General features: G+C 68.9%; 11 protein-coding genes. 8 read left to right on the forward strand and 3 right to left on the reverse strand.

Annotated elements, in window-relative coordinates; all coding sequences use genetic code 11:
* Positions 1-1274: 1274 nt before the first annotated feature.
* The 7 genes from ACFXJL_RS18780 (at position 1275) to ACFXJL_RS18810 (ending at position 13269) form a co-directional block, all read left to right on the forward strand.
* Complete coding sequence (locus ACFXJL_RS18780) at positions 1275-1931, forward strand: VWA domain-containing protein (protein ID WP_384693960.1); 657 nt, start codon at positions 1275-1277, stop codon at positions 1929-1931.
* 34 nt (positions 1932-1965) lie between these two features.
* Entirely contained in the window at positions 1966-3387 is a 1422-nt protein-coding gene (locus ACFXJL_RS18785; RefSeq protein WP_384693747.1) for a protein kinase, read from the forward strand.
* 35 nt (positions 3388-3422) lie between these two features.
* Entirely contained in the window at positions 3423-6788 is a 3366-nt protein-coding gene (locus ACFXJL_RS18790; protein WP_384693750.1) for a DEAD/DEAH box helicase, read from the forward strand.
* On the forward strand, positions 6772-8220 hold the full coding sequence (locus tag ACFXJL_RS18795; RefSeq protein ID WP_384693752.1) for a hypothetical protein: 1449 nt from the start codon (positions 6772-6774) through the stop codon (positions 8218-8220). The genes ACFXJL_RS18790 and ACFXJL_RS18795 overlap by 17 nt, the downstream gene beginning before the upstream one ends.
* A 3-nt stretch (positions 8221-8223) precedes the next feature.
* Positions 8224-10665 (forward strand): hypothetical protein, encoded by a 2442-nt coding sequence (locus tag ACFXJL_RS18800; RefSeq protein ID WP_384693755.1) that lies wholly within the window; start codon positions 8224-8226, stop codon positions 10663-10665.
* Positions 10662-12602, forward strand: a complete 1941-nt coding sequence (locus ACFXJL_RS18805) for a DUF2357 domain-containing protein (RefSeq protein ID WP_384693758.1) — start codon at positions 10662-10664, stop codon at positions 12600-12602. The genes ACFXJL_RS18800 and ACFXJL_RS18805 overlap by 4 nt, the downstream gene beginning before the upstream one ends.
* A gap of 133 nt (positions 12603-12735) precedes the next feature.
* The gene (locus ACFXJL_RS18810) at positions 12736-13269 is read left to right on the forward strand and encodes a hypothetical protein (RefSeq protein WP_384693761.1); all 534 of its coding nucleotides are present in this window, start codon (positions 12736-12738) and stop codon (positions 13267-13269) included.
* Positions 13270-13470: 201 nt separating this feature from the next.
* Here the strand turns inward: ACFXJL_RS18810 and ACFXJL_RS18815 are convergent, their stop codons facing one another.
* A complete protein-coding gene (locus tag ACFXJL_RS18815; protein WP_384693763.1) occupies positions 13471-14490 on the reverse strand; it encodes a glutathione S-transferase family protein in 1020 nt (339 codons plus the stop codon).
* Between the two features lie 425 nt (positions 14491-14915).
* On the opposite strand from ACFXJL_RS18815, the gene ACFXJL_RS18820 reads away from it, so the two are divergent.
* Positions 14916-16181 carry a cation:proton antiporter gene (locus ACFXJL_RS18820; RefSeq protein ID WP_384693766.1) on the forward strand — a complete coding sequence of 422 codons (1266 nt, stop codon included), beginning with the start codon at positions 14916-14918 and terminating at the stop codon, positions 16179-16181.
* Between the two features lie 45 nt (positions 16182-16226).
* Here the strand turns inward: ACFXJL_RS18820 and ACFXJL_RS18825 are convergent, their stop codons facing one another.
* Entirely contained in the window at positions 16227-17126 is a 900-nt protein-coding gene (locus ACFXJL_RS18825; protein ID WP_384693769.1) for a hypothetical protein, read from the reverse strand.
* The gene (locus tag ACFXJL_RS18830) at positions 17123-17857 is read right to left on the reverse strand and encodes a MerR family transcriptional regulator (protein WP_384693771.1); all 735 of its coding nucleotides are present in this window, start codon (positions 17855-17857) and stop codon (positions 17123-17125) included. The genes ACFXJL_RS18825 and ACFXJL_RS18830 overlap by 4 nt, the downstream gene beginning before the upstream one ends.
* Positions 17858-17889: the final 32 nt, after the last annotated feature.

Consider the following 17889-nt stretch of genomic DNA (forward strand, 5'->3'; position numbering starts at 1 on the left):
CGCTATGGCAGGGAGAGCCGTGCGGGCGGCGTCCGTTACCCGGTGACTGGTTACCGCGGGGGAAGGCGGGCGTGCCCCCGGTGTCGATGCACCGGGCGCACAGCGCATGCCGTTTGGGCACTGCTCGGACCGACGGAACCTGCCCGGACTCGATCGAGCCGATCGGTGGGCCGCTGATCGGGCTGTGTCGAGCGCGCGAGCGATCGCCCTTCGCGCATCCCGTCCGGCCCTACCGAAGGGGTCAGACCCGCTCGGGCACCCGAAGGTTGCGCCACTGCCCGGGCGTGCCCTGGCCACGCAGTGAGACGCCGTGTACGTCAGGCAGGGGATGCAGTGTGAACAGCCCCATGCCGACACGTAGGGTCGGCGGAACTTCGATGTCATGTGCTTCGTAGGTGAGTCGGTCGACGCAAGAGGAATCCAAAGATCTTCGCGTCCTACGCCCAGCAGCGCCGCAAGGCCGTCGATGACCTCGCGGCTGCGGAGGCCCACCACGAGTCCTGCCCGCACTGGCATGTCTTCCCCGACCACTCCCCCGAATCCGGGGTGGGCGCCCGCGAAACAGGCCCTCAGGCATCTACGAGAGTCCCTTTTCGCCGTCAGTCCCAGGCGGCCACCGTTCCCCACCGGGCTCGGGCGGTCACCTGAAGCAGTCCAGAGCGCTGAACCGACCACCAAACGGGGACTGCTGGTTGACGAATCCCCCGGAGACGTCGACGTCACAACACTCATGGGAACGGGCGGGCACCCGACAGTTGATGAGCCAGGTGCAGGGCACATTCAGACGTCCTGCCAAGCTCCTGGGCTCGGGAATGACCCTGATGGGCTCTCCCGACGCTCCCAGAGGACTGAACGCAAAAGGGTCATCCATGCCCGATGTCTAACGCACGCCTGCGGCGGTGTGGTCCGTCCGTTCGACGCAGCACCGAGAACCACCTGCAAAATCGATTCCCGTCTACTCCATCTGCCCGGCTTCACGACATTTCGAGTCCGTTGGACGGTCCAACTCGCCGGCTGCGCCTGCTGCTCACAGACGAGGTCCGCTGACGGCCCAGCAGCGTCGCAACGCCGTCGCTGTCCCACCGGGTACCACAACGCTCGATCCAGCCGGAGATCGACGGCGAAGCGCCACGGATCGGGGGGATTCGTAGTAGCGTGCGTTACCTGGTCCAGGCTTAAACAAGCCTTAAATCGAGGGTACTTGACGGCTCGGAGGGCGGCGCACCGGTCGCCCCGGGCGTGGGAGGGAAATCGTGAGCGTCGCGCCGCGCTTCATGGCCGCGAAGGCACGTCCGTTACCGGTTCTCGTGCTGGCGGACATCAGCGGGAGCATGAAGGAACCCAAAGAGAAGATCGATGTGCTCAACGAGTGCATCCGCCGCATGCTCGATGACTTCGCATCCGCCGATGTCGGGCGGGGTGCGATCCATGTCGGCGTGATCGCCTTCGGCGGAGCGGGCGCAACGGAACACCAGCGGCTGGTACCCGCCGTCGAGGCGGCCTGGACCGACATGGAAGCCTTCGGAGGCACCCCGCTCGGCGCCGCGCTCCGCCTTACCCGGGACGTCCTCGCCGACGAGGCAGTGATCCCCGCCCGCGCGTTCTCCCCCACCGTCGTACTGGTCTCCGACGGGATGCCCAACGACGACTGGGAGGAGGGGTTGGACCTGCTGCTCGCCTCGCCCCGAGGGGCCAAGGCCAATCGGCTCGCGGTCGCCATCGGAGGCTCCGACATGACCGAGCCGGCGAAGGCGGTGTTGCGCAGGTTCGTGAGCGACGAGTCCACCGGTGTGTTCGAGGCACAGGAGGTCGGGCGGATCCAGCAGTACTTCCGCTGGGTCACCGTCACCGTCACCCAGCAGGCCAGGAGCACCCGCCCGGGCGTGTCACCGGTGCTCAGCCCCGAGGACCTGTCGGGCTTCGGCGCCTGAGCCGACTGATCCCACTCTGGAAGGGAACCGATCGGTGGCATCACGGTGGGACCTCGGCGGTCTGCTGCGGCCCGTGGAGGACGAATACCATCAGTTATGGCCGTTGTCGCACTCCATCGGAGTCGGCGGCCAGGGCGAAGTGTGGCTGGCCAGGGGCGGACGCACGGCCATCAAGATCATTAGCGCCCCGACCGAAGAGGCGGCGGAAGCGGTTCACGCACGGCTGCGGCGCATCCAGCGACTCCCCCTCGACGGACTGCCCCTGGCAACCGTGCAGGCGCTCCTCGCACCGCCGAAGCTCGGCTACGTCATGGAACTCATCGATGAGATGGTCCCGCTGGACGCGCTGTGCTTTCCCGATGAGGACGATCTGGCGGCCTGGTACCTGCGCACCGGGGGCCTCGACCGCCGGCTGCGGGTGCTGGCGAAGCTCGCGGACGCCATCGCCAGGTTGCACGCGCGGGCCATCGTCTATCAGGACCTGTCGCCGTCGAACGTACTCGTTTCGGCCTCCCGCGAGCAGGAGGAGATCCGACTGATCGACGTGGACAACCTCGGGCTCGTCTCGGCGATCGGGTCCGGGGCCGTCTACACACCCGGCTACGGCGCCCCGGAGATCGTCCAGGGCCGCAGCGGTCCCACCACCCTCACGGATGCCCACGCGCTCGGCGTGCTGGTCTTCGAGACCCTGACCGGCAGTCATCCGTTCCGGGGCGATGCGGTCCTGGACGCCGACCCCGACTACCAGCAGGAGTACGCCGATCGCTTCCGGCTTCCCTGGATCGACCACCCCACCGACCGCTCCAACGAGTGCACCAACGGCATCACACCGCGCGAGGAGTTGATGTCCGCCAAGCTGTGGGACCTGGCCGGCCGGTGCTTCGCTGACGCAGTGGAGGATCCGAGGGTCCGCCCGTCCGCTGCCCTGTGGGCGGCGGCACTGCACTCCGCGGCGGGTCAGACCGTGACCTGCCCGGAGTGCGACTGGGTGTACCGGGCGATCGCACCCTCCTGTCTCCTCTGCGAGCGGCCGACCGATCCCTCCTGGGTACTGCGCCATGGCATCACCTGTCCGGTGGGCGTGGAACCGGAGCCCGGCAACGTTGGCGGTATGCCCGGCACCAGGTCGGCCGAGGTGCCGTTGCCCGACTTCACCGTCCTCCAGCCCGCCGCCGACACCACACTGACCGCCCGCCACGCCGCCCCGGCGCCTGACCGGCCCGACGTCCCCGTCGCACGGTTGCGGTTCGACGGAAGGGACGCGACCGTGCTGAGCCTCGCCCGCGAGAGCCTCTGGCTCGATCACGACGACGGCCGTCCCTGGCGGGAGATCAGACAGGGCGGCCAGGCCGTCGTCCCGGTGGGCGATCTCGGCCGGACCTGGACCCTGCACTTCGGAGCGCGCGATTCCATCCACCGTTGGGTCCGGCTGATGCGGCTGGCGGTGCCCCGTTGACTCCACGACAGAAGACACCCGCAATGCCGGAACGCATGCCCGGCGCTTCCATCCTGCTGTCACTGATGTGGCAGCGAGTACCCACCGGGTTCATCGGAACGCCCCTCGCCGACGGCACCGAGGTCCGCTTCCACCACCGTCCCACTGGCCAACTCGACCTGACCACCGAGGACGCCACCTACGGCGTCCGACCGGCCGGGCCCGAAGACGGACGAAAGCTGGAGGAACTGCGCGCGGCAGGCTCCAGCTCCGTCGTGGTGACCGCGCACCGGGTCACACCGCGCCCACCGGTGGCACGCGTGCCACGACAGTCCCGGCCGGGAAGAGCCCCGGAGGCCGATGAGCCGTTCACCGTCCGGGCCCATGTCTACGCACCCGCCACAGGACTCGCCCTACCGCTCACCACGGGCCTCCATCTCGATGTCACCGACGCCGTGGTCGAGGACGCCCGCAAGTACACCGAACGGGCCGACACCGCCGACGCCGCATCGGCCATCGCGTTCCTCGGCCGCGAACTGCTCCTGGCCCCGCGCCACGGGGCACCGGCCGAGGCCCGACGCATGGTGGTGTCCGCGGGTCCTGCGGGCAACCTCGCGGCAGGATTCCGACTGCACGGACCCCAGTTGATGGCCGACGTCGAGAAGCACGGCGACGGCTACCGGCTCACGCGTCTGATCAGCGCCGTCCACGACAGGTCAGGAGACTCGTCGCCCAAGGCGCTGGCGGTCGGGGCCATCGAGCTGCGCGACATGACGGCGCGGCAGCGCGACCGGGTGCTGATCCAGCGCGGACTCGACCTGGTGGCGGGCCAGGACAGCTATCTGGCCATGTGGGACAGGTACCAGGAGCTGGAAGCCCACCACATCCGTCGGCGGATCACCGACTTCGGAGCGATTCGCTACAGCCGCGTCCGGGTCGAGCCAGACGGTCGCTGCGCCTTCACCGTCCATCTGGGCGGCGCGCTGCCGCGCACCCGTGCCGTGTTGGAGAACGCGACGACGGTCGAACGGATGGAGATCGAGGCCGCGGCGGACATCCCTGACTCGGTGACCAACACCGCCGTGACCGACCGCGAATGGCTGGTGGCCTCGCGCGCCCAGCGCAGCGATGCCTGGGTCGGGGAACCACTCGGCTACGACGATGTGACCGAGACCCTGCGGCTCGCCGGGACCCTGCACGACCAACGAGACCCTGCTCCCAAGGGATGGCTCTATCTGGCGCACCGCGGCGACCAGCGCCGACTCGACCGGCGCGAGAAGGCGATGCAGAAGCTGCGCACCGACGGGACGCACATCCCCGCGCTGCCGACCCTGCTGGAGGGCGGCGCCTGGCCGCAGCCCGCCCAGCGGCGGATCACCCGGCTCTCGCGTGCCGCGCTCGACTGCTTCTTGCCGCACGGACCGACACCTGCCCAGCTCAACGCCGTACTGACCGCGCTCAACACACCCGATCTGGCCGTCATCCAAGGCCCTCCGGGCACCGGCAAGACCCAGGTGATCGCCGCGCTGGTGAATCAGTTGGGCGACCTCGCACAGGGGGGCGATGTCTCGGGCAGCACCCTGCTCACCAGCTTCCAGCACGCGGCGGTGGACCATCTGGTGACCCGGGGCTGGGTCTTCGGGCTGCCGCCGCTGAAGGTGGACTCGCGTGGCCGGGGCAGCAGCGTCGCCCTGGACACCTGGCGGATCGAGGCGGCCCGCTCGGTCGACCTGCGGTTGCGCGAACGCCCTTCGGGTCGGCACCTGGCGGCCCGGCGTGCAGCCGCGGACCTGGCCGCCGCCTATCGCGCCGCCCCCGTCCCTCCCGAGTATCTGACGCAGTTCCTGGACCAGGTCCTGTCGGAACTCGCCGACATCGCGGACCCCTCACTGGTCCAGGAGCTGCGCGCCCGGCGCGAGGCGGCGCGGGAGCAGCGGCATCGTGCCGTCGCGGTCGCCGACTCCGAGGTGAGCGCGGAACTCCTGCCCTACGTACGGTCGTTGCGCTGTACCGAAACGGGGTTCCTGGACGACGGGCCTTCGTGTGCGCGTGCGCTGCTGACCCGGCTGGAACTGGCGGACAGCCCGCTGCTGGAGGGCGTCGCCTTTCGGGAGCCGCTGCTGGCCGCCTGTCGTGAAGCGGTTCCGACCCCGGACCTCCTGGACTCTCTCGCCGAGTTGCGCGACGCGTTGCTCGACCGCTTCACCGCACGGATACGGCTGCCCGAGGTCACCGTCGCAGATCCCTTGCTGGTGGACCTCCTCGACCGGGTCGCCGCTCAACTCTCCGAGGCCGTCACGCGGTCGCCTGACGCCGTGGCCGCGGCACTGCTCGACTACCGGGACGATCTGCGCAACGATCCGGAGGGAGTCGACGCGACCCTGCGCGCGTACACCGTCTCGTTGGCCTCCACCTGTCAGCAGGCCGTGTCCAAGGCGATGGCCGATGTCGGACGGCCGGACGGGGTCTTCGAATCGGTCATCGTGGACGAGGCGGCACGGGCCAACCCGCTCGATCTCCTCATCCCGCTGGCCCAGGCGCGTCGCCGCATCGTGCTGGTGGGTGACCATATGCAGCTTCCGCACATGCTGGAGCCCGATGTGGAGCGCGAACTGGGCTCCCTGGGCGATCAGATGCGCGACCGGCTTCAGGAGAGTCTGTTCCAGCGGCTGGCGCGGCAGTGGAAGCACGGTTCGTCCGACTCCCATCCCCGGTTCGCCCGTCTCGACACACAGTTTCGGATGCATCCGGTGCTGGGCACCTTCGTCAGCGACAACTTCTACGAAGGAACCCTGCACAACGGTCGCGAGGCGTCCGAGTTCGAACACGGCATCGATCGGTACGGAGAGGTGCCCGCGGTGTGGCTCCGGGTCCCGCTGTCCTCGGGTGGCGAGACGAAACGGGGCACCAGCCGCGCCCGGCGCGCCGAGGCCACGGCCATCGCCACCGAGATCGTCCGGTTGATCGACCGGTACCCGGGGCTGACCTTCGGGGTCATCGCCTTCTACGCCGCACAGGTCACGGAGGTCTGGACCGAACTCAAGAGGGCCGGTATCGCGGAGTTCACCGAAGCCGAGGGGTGGCGGCCGATCCCCAGGCTCTGCCGGGACGAGAACGGCACCCCGCTGGACCGACTACGGGTGGGCACCGTGGACGCCTTCCAGGGAATGGAGTTCTCCGTCACCTACCTCTCGACCGTACGCAGCTGCGCGCCGGAGGCCCGTACGGACGCCAGAAGGGACTACGGGCACCTGACCGTGAAGAACCGGCTCTGCGTGGCGATGAGTCGTCAACAACGGCTGCTGGTCGTGGTCGGCGACGATGCCATGTTCGGGCCGGGAGCTCCGAAGGCGGTCGAACCGTTGACGGAGTTCCTGGCGCTGTGCAGAAGGGAACGGGACGGCCGTGTCCTTCGACCGTAGAGCGTCGGTGTTCCAGCTCAGCGCCCCACCGCAGGGACACTACCGGCCGGTGCTGCTGCCCGTCTGGGTCTACCAGGCGATGGCTCCCACGGGCTTCTCCCGGACCTTGGACACGTTCCAGATGGTGGTGCTCCGGCTGTGCGCCGCCGGGGTGCGTGACATCGGGGAGCTCTCCGGGCTGATCGGCCTCGACAGCTCACTGTGCCGCACGGTCATCGCCCGGCTCATGGAACGCGGACTGATGGGATCGGGGCTGAAGCTCACCGAGGCGGGGCGGGACACGGTCAGGCTCGGTGAGGTCGCGGAGACCGAGCCACGGCTGATCCGTGTCTTCCAGGACCCGGGCACCGGGGCCCTGCTACCGCGCATGTTGATGGCCGATCCCGTACGTGCCGATGTACGCGGTTACCGCGGTCGCCAGGTGATCATCCAGTTCGGTACCGCCGGAGCCTCAAGGGAACTCAACACGCTGGCGCTCGACGGCGACGCGGATCCGATGCGCCCCTCCGAACGGGATGTACTGGAGGCGTGCCGGGGGCACGACATGGCCGCACGCGGCATCCGTGGCAGCGCCCGCAACACCCGCCCGACGGCCGGGGCCTCCCAGCGGATCAGGTTCCACGGCTCCCGCACCCCGGCCTACCTCGTGTGCTACCTCATCGCGGACGACGACGGCTCGGGACGGATGTGGACCGTGCTCGACCCGTTCGCCGTAGGTGACGGACGGGTCTTCGCCGACGTTCTCGCCGCCCGGGTCGAACGGGAGCCCGATCTTGCCCGGCTGATCGAGACCCTCGCCGGCCCCGACCGTCGGGACCGCGTCCTGGCCGCCCGCCGAGCCGATCGCGAGCTGGCGCAGGACGCCCGGGCCGACGTGGTGGCGACGCTCGGCGAACAGGTCCGGGAGCACCCGGAGGTTCTGGCGCACCTGGCCGACATCGAGTTGGCCCGGGTCAAGGACACCCCGCGGGAGCGCGAGAACCTCGTCCGCAACGCCATCCGCGTCTTCGAGTGCATTCTCCCCGGGCTCAACGAGAACTACCCGGTTTCGCTGCCGCCGTCGAACGTTTCAGAGGTGCGGCAACGGGAGTTCGTCCTCACGGCCCAACGGCTCGGTGCCCTCTCGGTGCCGCCCAAGATGCGGCACCACTCGGGGAGCGGGCCGCGCGGCGGCTTGGCCGGGGACGTCATCAAGGCCGTCTGGGCGGCCCGAGGCAACCCCGACCACCCGTTCGCGCTGTTCATCAGGCATCGCCCCACACTGCTCGAAGATCTGGAACGCTCGCGCATTCTGCGCAACAACGCGACCCATGCGTCCGTCGGACCGCCTGCGTCCGACGAGTTGGAGAACATCCGGACGCTCGCCTATGAGGCAGCCGCCCACCTGCTCGGGATCGAGTGCCGTCTGACCGGCCACGAGAAAGCGAATTGAACCATGGGAAAGAACACCGGCCGCGGCCGACGGACCCATCGCGCCAGGTCGAAAGGGCCGGTGGGGCAAGGTCAGGCCACACCGCCCGCGTCCGGTCCGACCGCGCCCAGTGCACCGGCTCCTGCACCTACACCGGCTCCTGCTCCTGCTCCTGCTCCTGCTCCTGCTCCTGCTCCTACTCCTACTCCGACCAACGCGGCGCTGCGTCTGCACGAGGACGACGCCGCGCAGGCGTTGTTCGACGAGATCCGGCAGTTGGCGGGTGCTGCGGAACCGCTCCTGACCACGGAGGACGAGGCGAACGGCGACACAACCGAGTTGGAGCGCGTCTGGGCCGTCTTCCGGGGACTGGCCCGGCGCCAGACCGAAGCGGGGGACGCCCTGACCGCGCACGAGGAACGGATACGCGCCGAACGGTCTGCGTTGCGGGCGGACGCGACCGAGCGGGCGAATGAAGCGGCTGCCCTTCGGGAGGAACACGATCTCCTCGATGCGCGCGCCACCCTGCTGGACCGTAGGGAGGCCGAGTTGGAGGCCCGGCAGCAGAAGGCCGAGCTGCGCTTCACCGAACGTCGACTGGAAGCGGCCAGGGAGCTGGAGGTGTGGGTGGCCGACCACCGCCGCAAGGCGGTCGAGGCCCTGGAGGCTGAGCACGACGCCTGGCGCACCCGCTGGGCCGAGACCCAACAGCGGCTGTCCGAGGCCCAGGGGGCGATGGACCAGCGCGAGAGCGACTTCGCCCAGCGCGAGAGGGATCTGCGGTCGCAGCAGTCGCGCCTGAAGATGGACGAGGAGGACATGGCCCATCTGCGCAAGGTCCTCAAAGAGCAGCAGACCTCCCGTGAGGAGCGGTTCGAGCGTCAACTCGACGCCAGAACGACCCAACTGGTCCAGTCGGCGGAAGAGGACAGGCGTCGTGTGCAGGTCCTCACCGAGGCCAATGAGCGGCTGAACGCCCGGCTGTCCGAGCAGGAGGGCTCGTTGGCCGTGCTCGGTGGTCAGACCCCGGACCGCATCGCCGAGCGCATCGCCCGGCTCCAGGCCGAGAACGCGCGGCTGACCGAGGAGATGGCGACTTCGCCGCGGGTCGATGCCCAGATGCTCGTCCGGCTCCAGGAGCAGGTCCGACAGTTGTCGGTCGACAACGAGGAGTTGGTCAGGGAGCGGGGGGAGCTGGACTCCGCACTCCAGCGCGATCGCATCGCCGTCAACGAGCGGCAGAACTACCTGGACCTGAACAACTACCTCGAAGCCGCCAACAACCAGGTCCGGCAGACACTCAACGAGGAGGCCGCGAAGCTCAACGCCACCGCCGAGGCCGGAAAGAAGGGACTCGCCTTCCCCGCCTGCTCGCGGATGGACCTGGACTTCGGCGCTCCGCAACCGTCCGTCACCCACCCGCCGCACCTGGGTGACCTCGTCGACCAGATGCAGGCGGTGATCCTTCAGCACAGTCGGCTCGCCTACCGCCGCTCCGATCTGCGTCTGGTGCTGGCAGGTATGGCCATGAGCCGGCTGCACCTCTTCCAGGGCATCAGCGGCATCGGCAAGACAGGACTCGGCCGGGCTCTGGCCACGGCTTTCGGTAGCGCCGGCAGTGTCGCTGTCGTTCCCGTACAAGCGGGTTGGCGCGATCCGCAGGACCTCATGGGGTACTACAACAGCTTCGATCGGATGTTCTACGAGTCCGAGTTCACCAAGGCCCTGTACCGGGCCCAGTGCCCACAGTTCAGGGACCGTCCCTTCTTCATCGTGCTCGACGAAATGAACCTCTCCCATCCCGAGCAGTACTTCAGCGGTGTTCTCTCCGCCCTCGCGATCAAGGAAGGCCCGCGGCTGGCATTGACCACGGCACCGGTGCGCAACCCTCCGCAACTGCTCATCGACGGCACCCACATCTCCGTACCGGACAATGTGTGGTTCATCGGCACGGCCAATCATGACGAGACGACCGTCGGCTTCGCCGACAAGACCTACGACCGGGCCTTCGTCCTGGAGCTTCCCTGGCAGCACCCCGAACTGTCCGATGACACGACCGGACTGCCTGATCCCCTGGGCCACCGAGCCCTCATCGGGGCGTTCGACGAAGCCCGCAGCCGGTACGCGCAGCAGGCCACGGCCGTCATCGACTTCCTGGACATCGGATGGCGCGGCCGGTTCGCCGAGGACCTCGGCATCGGTTGGGGCAATAGGCTCGAACAACAGATCAAGGATTTCGCCCCAGTCGTGATCGCCGCCGGTGGCAGCCTGGGAGAAGCGGTCGACCATGTGCTGGCCACTCGCGTCCTACGCTCTGTCGGTGGCCGGTACGACATCCACGCGGACACGTTGGACGGCCTGCGCGCCGACCTCGTGGAGGGCCTGCGGGAGTTCGACGGAGCCCATGACCCCGTGGCGACCGACCGACTGCTGAGCAGCGCGATCCGATCGCGTGGCCGCCGATGAGCGGCAGGGAGGCGAGCGAACCCGAAGCCGACTCTCCGCAGGTTCGTCATCTGATGACCCTGTCGGCGCGGCTCGCCGGGCTGACCACCGATCTGGACGACTGGCTCGCCATGCCACCGATCACCCTCGACACCGGTGAGGAGACCGTCGCCCTTCCACTGGAGGAGGTCTTCGGGCGGGAGTCGGGCGCACTGAGGGCCGTGTGCAACCGTCCCTACACACGTCTGCGGACGATCGAGGAACCCATGCCCGCGTCGCGGGTGCGTTCGATCGCGCCCGGAGCGGCGACACGGCTGGCGGCGCACCCGGAGGACTGGGCCTCGCACACCCTGGCCGGGGTCCGGCCGCACCGGCTGCTGGCCCGGCGCAGCGAGGAGGATCCGGACATCTACGAGAACCGGATCGCCGTCGGGGTCCTGCATCTGATGCGATCGCACCTCCAACAGCGCATCGCCAAGGTGAGCGCGCTGAATCAGATGGTCAGTGATGTGCAACAACTGCGGATGCCCTCGGAGAAGAGCGCCTGGAGGGCCCGTCGCGACCTCGCAGGACTGCTGCGGAACATCGACGATTCGGATCGGCACCGGGCCGCGGCCGAAGCCCGTCTGGACGAACTGGAATCCGCTCTCGTCGATGTGGAGACCATGCTCGGCTCGCCACTGGCCCGGGCGATCGGCCACCGCGGTCCGCCCCCCGGGGATCTGCACGCCACGAATCTGCTCACCGCCGATCCCGGATATCGCCGGGTCGCCAGGCTGTGGGAGGCGTGTACGGCGAACGTGGGGCCGCCCGCGGAACCGGGGACCGAGCGCCGTCAGGAAACGGACCTCGCCTTTCGGCGCTTCACCGCCCTCCTTCTGCTCCTGGCCTGCCGACTCCTGGGGGCGACACCGGTCGCCGACCAGCCTGCTCCCGCTCCGGGCACGACGTCACGGTTTCGTCTGCGCGGCGCCGAGTTGGCGGTCGAGTGGACTCCGATGGGCGACTTCGTCCTCCGTTGGAGGGGCAGTCCAGTCCTGCGGGTCCTACCCGTCATGACCGATCTGTGCACCGCGCCGGACATCGCCTCCGTCACCGCTGCGATCAGTGCGGTCCGGGAGGCCAGACCGTACGCAAACGAGGTACGGGACCTGGTCGTCTATCCCGGCTCGCTGCCTTCGCGCCAGAAGGCCGCCCCCGAGGTGGCCGCCGCCGCGTATGCCGTTGGAAACGGCACGGTGGGCGGTCCGGGAGGTGCGGGGGCGGTGGACGTCGCGCCGCTGTCACCACTGGAGATCTTCAGCGTGAGCCGTCTGGTGCGGGCGATGCACTGGGCCACGCTGGGTGCTGATGCGAGGGGCTATCCGCATCTGGTGCCCATGTCCGCGGGTGAGCGATCAGCGTTGGCGGAGTGCGACTGGGTCGAGCCCCGTGCCCATGGCCTCGCGGTCGTACGGCCTCCCCTGCCGCAGGAATTGGACCGGCTGCCCGTTTTGCTCACCCCGTCCCATCCTCTTCAGGGCGGACGCCGAGCCGCCGAGAGCGAGAAGCGGCGGATCCATGCCCTGTGTACGGCGCTTGGGGACGCGGGTCGGGCCACGGCGTTGCTCGCGGTGTGTCCGGTGTGTGCCAAGACCGATCCGCACCGGCCGACTTCCTTCAAGCCGCGCACGGGGGGTCTGTTCGCCGCCGTCTGCTCCTCCTGCCAGACGCGATGGGAACTGCGTCGCTGTACCTCCTGCGACGACACCTTCCCCTTGCTGCATCCCCATGGACATGCCGCCTCCGGCACCCTTGAATCCGAACTCGATCGCCGCCTGGGAGGGGCACTGTTGGCGGTCCCCTGCTGGTCCGTGCTCCATACGGAGCAGGCTGTCTGCCCCAGCTGCGGCGCGTGCGGGCAGACTCCCCCGGCCTCCGAGTGTCCCCGCGGCTGTCGGGCTGGTGCCGGAGCCTGAGGGTCACCGGCACCCGTATCGATGGGTGAGTGTGGTGAAGCTTGGCCGCGGTGGTTCGGCTCGGGCACAACACAATGGCGAGCAACTGGGGCCAGGGGTTTCCGCAGCGCGGCCGTGAGTAATCCTTTGTGTCATGGAGAGCGGTGTGCACAGCGGTGGATGTGGCCGGAGCTCCCTTGAGGAGGTCCGGGAGTGGGCCGACCGTGCGGGTGCCGATGGACAGGAGATGGAGTACATCCGTGAGGTGGCGCTGTCTCGCGCCCAGAACCGTCGCCTCGCAGCCGAGTTGCGGAAACAGTGGGCCAAACTGTCACTCCAGGTCAACGCCCGTATGCATGGCGACGGCCCATGGGATCAGGCACGCATGACTCGGCAGAGCTGCGGTCTGCGGACGATGATCATCGAGGAGCTTGGACCTGATCCCCATGACCCCGACTGGGACCCTGCTGCCGTCGCCTCGGACATCGTGAGTGCCATACCGCTGACGTCACTACAGGCCCATGAGCTGAGCGTCAGGTGGCATGAGCGACCGGTTGAGCAAATCGGTCTCCTGCGCCGGATCAAGAACGTCACCGCGCCACTTGAGCGACTCCAGCACCACCTGCCGCCTGGACCGCTCCACGACCTGGCCCTGGAATGGCTGGCTGTCCGGAATCATCTGCCCTGAGTCCATCGGCCGCTGGCTCCTCCGTCCAGTTGTCGGTGCGGGGCCAGTTCCTCCAGCCTCAAGCAACCCAGGACCGGGGTGGGAACACACCCACACCTACTCCGGCGACGCGTATCCGTACGGCGCTGAGCCGCTCACCAGGGGGCGGTGCCCTGCCGGGCCACGCGGCAGGTTCCTCGCTGGACCCGCCCCCTGTGTCCGTCAGGCCGCCCGGCCGGTGGGCGGTACTGCCTCGGCGGCGGGTACGGGCCCCGGGGCCTCGGCGTCGCCGAAGGGGGTGCCGCCCAACTGCTCGCGGTGGTGCGGTGTCAGCCAGGAGGAGAGGTCCGGGCCGATGGGCACGATGGCGGTGGGGTTGATGTTCGTATGGACCTGGTGGTAGTGCCGGGTGATGTGGTCGAAGTCGATGGTGTCGCCGAAGCCCGGCGTCTGGAACAGGTCGCGGGCATAGGCCCACAACACCGCGTCCTCGCTGAGTTTGTTGCGGTTGCACTTGAAGTGACCGTGGTACACGGTGTCGAAGCGCACCAGGGTGGTGAACAGCCGGATGTCGGCCTCGGTGATGGTGTCACCGACCAGATAGCGGCGGGTGGCGAGCCGCTGCGACACCTGGTCGAGTCGGGCGAAGAGCTGTCGCACGGTGGTGTCGTAGGTCTCCTGGTGCGTGGCGAACCCGGCTTTGTACACACCGTTGTTGACATCTCGGTAGATCGATTCGGCGACGTCGTCGATCTCCTCACGAAGCGCCTCGGGATAGAGATCGGGGGCGCCGTCGCGGTGCAGACCGGTCCACTCGGTGGCGAAGTCCAGGGTGATCTGCTGGAAGTCGTTGGTGACCAGCTTGCCGCTGGAGACATCGACGATGGCCGGGACGCTGACCCCGCCGGGGTAGTTCCGCTCGCGGGCGTCGTATGCCTCACTGAGGAAGGCGATGCCGAGCACGGGATCCACGCCACCGGGGTCCAGGGTGAACCGCCAACTGCGCTCGTCCTGGATCGGGTCGGTGACGGCGAGCGAGATCGCGTCTTCGAGACCGAGGAGTCGACGGGAGATCAAGGCACGGTTGGCCCAGGGGCAGGCACGGTTGATCACCAGCCGGTAGCGCCCTGCTTCGACGGGCCAGCCGTCCCGGGCGTCCGCGGTGATCCGGTCCGCGAAGTGGCTGGCGGACCGCTTGAACTCGCCCTTGCCGCTCTTGTCGTCCTGGTCGGTGGCGACCATCACGCCCTCTTTTCCGATGTGCGCGTCGTGGCACCGGAGCGAAGCCCCTCGCACGGAACAGCCGCGCGACGAGGGGTTTTCCCACCGGAGAACCGATGTAGTCCGTACTTCAACAGTACGGGACGGCGTCGCTCAGCGCCGCCCCAGGCGCCCATTGCGAGATCCCCTACCCCGTCTGTCTTCCGTGCCTCCGGACGGACCGCGGGACGCAAGGGGCCAGCCCCGGTTGCGGGCCACCCCGGGGGCCGGTCCGGGCACCTCGGGAAGAGCGCTCGGGCTCAGCGGACCGGGCTATCCCTCGGTCATACCGGCACGCTCCGAGGTCGTCGCCGCCGTGACTGCCGTCTGCTGCGGGCCATAAACCGTCTGTGAACGGGCAGTCGGGTTCTGGGGCCCGTACGTCTCGGCCGAGAGGACGCAGAAGGTTGACCCCTGCCGACATCGTGTACACCGCCCTGGGCTTGGGGGCGCTCGCCGCAGCGGTCGTCCCGCGTCTCGTTCGACGACGCCCGCTGTCGACACCCATGGTCTTCCTGGCCGCCGGTGCCGTGGTCGCGCTCCTGCCGTTGCCCCTGCCGCAGGTCGACCCCGTGCAGGACCGGGTCTGGGTGGAACACATCGCCGAGGTCTGTGTGATCGTCTCGCTGATGGGCGCGGGGCTCGCGCTCAACCGTCCCTTCGGGCTGCGCGCCTGGGCCGGACCGTGGCGGCTCATCGGCATCACACTGCCTCTGACCGTCGCAGCGACCGCCGCCCTCGCCTGGGCGCTCCTCGGTTGGCCGATCGCCGCCGCACTGCTGGTGGGAGCACTGCTCGCGCCGACCGATCCGGTGCTCGCAGCCGAAGTGCGCGTGGGTGAGCCCACCGCCGACAAAGACGATGAGGACGAGGTCCGCTTCACACTCACCGCAGAGGCCGGGCTCAACGACGGCCTCGCCTTCCCCTTCGTCCTCGCCGCCACCACGCTCGCCGCCGCCCAGGGCGTGTGGAGTCACGCCGACTGGGGGCGCTGGTTCGCCGTGGACGTCGTGGCGAAGGTCGCCATCGGTGTCGCGGTCGGCTTGGTCCTCGGACGCCTGCTGGGGTGGATGTTCTTCAGGGCCGGCGCCTCCGCGCTGCGGCTGTCCGACCACATGGAGGGTTTCGTGGCCCTCGCCGCGACCTTCCTCTCCTACGGGATCGCCGAACTCGCCCATGGCTATGGTTTCCTCGCCGTCTTCGTCACCGCGTGTGCCATCCGGGCTGCCGAACGCGACCACGGCTACCACCGCGTGCTCCATGAGTTCACCGATCAGATCGAACGGCTGTTGACCGCCGCCCTCCTCTTCCTCCTCGGCGGCTACCTCGTGACCAGTGGCTTCGCGGAGCTGACCTGGCAGGCGGTCCTACTCGCCCTTCTGCTCATCGTCCTCGTCCGCCCGGCCCTGGGTTGGGTCGCGCAGTGGGGATTCGTCACCGGCCCCCGCGAACGCATCGTGACCGCAGCATTCGGGCTGCGCGGGATCGGTTCCCTCTTCTACCTTGCGTACGCCCTGGGTCACAACGGTTTCAACGGGCTGGCCAGTCAGCTCTGGGCGCTCACCGGTGTCACCGTCGCTCTGTCCGTCCTCCTGCACGGTGCCAGCGCCACTCCGATCATTCGGCGTCTGGACCGGCTACGGGATGCCAGGCCGACGGACGGGCCACTGTGAGGACCAGAAGAGCAAAGGCGGCAGGCGTGCGGCCCAGGGGTGTCGTCACACTGTCGATGCGTCGGTTCCGGTCGTGGGCGGGATGAAAGGCAGTACCGATGAACGCGGGCGGCGCAGGGCATCGACCAGTGCGCGCGGGTCGTCCGCGTGGAAGCGGATGGTCCGCGCCTCCGCTGTCCCGCCGAGCGGTCGGGTGCAGACGAGTGGACGGGTCAGTTCAAGGGTCACCGTGGTCTGACCGGCCACGATGAGATCGAGCACTCCGTCGTCCGACAGCGTCACGATCCTGCCGGACGGATAGCGGCGATCGACCCGCACGGAGGCGACCGCGTCCGCGGGGACTACGAGATCAAACAGTGCGCCGTAGCGGATCCGCAGGGAACCGTCGGATCGCACCACGTGGGGTCGGGTGATGCAGGCAGCGTGCATGCCCAGCAGGAGCACGACCCCGTACACATCGACTACGAGCAGCACCGAGTGGACCACCGGCCAGGGGATCAGGATGGCCAGCGCGACCGTCTCGACCACCGAGACGAAGATCAGTCCGTACATGAGTGCCGTCTGCGGTCCGGTGTACCCGGCGATCTGGTCCCCGGCGCGAACGCCGTGCTTCCTTCGGGCCACCCGCAACCCGAGCGAGACCATGGCACGCACTTCGTGCATCAGGAGGCGCCGTACGCGTACGGGGACGACAGCGCGCACAGCAGCGACCAGGGCGTGTGGCGGGGCAAGCCCCCGGTCGCGCCCGTGTGCGTACAACGAGCGCAGCACCCATGCCTCGACGGTGAGCACCGCCAGCACCATGACCCCGGCGGACGCGGTCACCCACATCGGTATGCGTAGCCCGGCCAGTTGGCACACCACCAGGGTCAGCTCCCCCGGTATGACGACAAGGGCCGCGATCCGGGCCGCTCGCACCCCGACGACATCTCCAGCTCCACTCATCCCCGACTCCTCCGCATAAAGGCTTCCATCACTCGGCGTACGACTTCGGCCTGCGCGGGCGCGTACTCCGCGAGCAGCGCTTCCCGGAATCCGGGAACGACCCGCCCCTCGGTGGGGATCGCTGCGAACACCTCATCGGGGACGGCCGCCACCAGATCGGCTGCCAGAACCGGGATCCGTGGATCGTCGGTCGGGGCGTCGGCGAGCGCGTCGAGGCGTTCGTACAGCGCGAGCAGTGCCGGATCGGCTGCCAACGGGCCCAACGCGGCGTACACCTGCTGGCCGCCGACGCCCAAGGCGTCGAGCAGTGTCAGATGTTCGCGGTCCTTCGCCGCGGCGGGCGATGTAGTGCGCGGCGCCTGGGCGAAGAGTGCGGCGAGCGCGGGGGACGAGGCTTCGGTCTCGCCCGGCTCGGCGGCCAGCAGGATCGCGAGCCTCCGCCGACGCTCCTCGATCTCGGCAGCCTGCCGAGCGAGGTCGGCGTCCAGTTCCTCCAGTACGTCGGCCAGATCGCGGCCCGCATCGTCCATGAGGACGTCCCGCACTTCGTCGAGGCTGAGCCCGAGTTCGGTCAGCCGGCGTACACGTGCCAGGAGGACGGCGTCTCGGACGCTGTAGACCCGGTATCCGTTGGGGCGCCGCTCCGGTTCGGGAAGCAGCCCGACATGGTGGTAGTGCCGGATCGCCCGGGTCGTGAGCCCGACGAGCGCGGCGATCTCTCCGATCCGCATGGCCTCAGTAGAAACCCTGCCGTCGCGTCAAG

Origin of the sequence: Streptomyces sp. NPDC059256 (assembly GCF_042753785.1) — a bacterium.
In the GTDB taxonomy this organism is placed as follows: domain Bacteria; phylum Actinomycetota; class Actinomycetes; order Streptomycetales; family Streptomycetaceae; genus Streptomyces.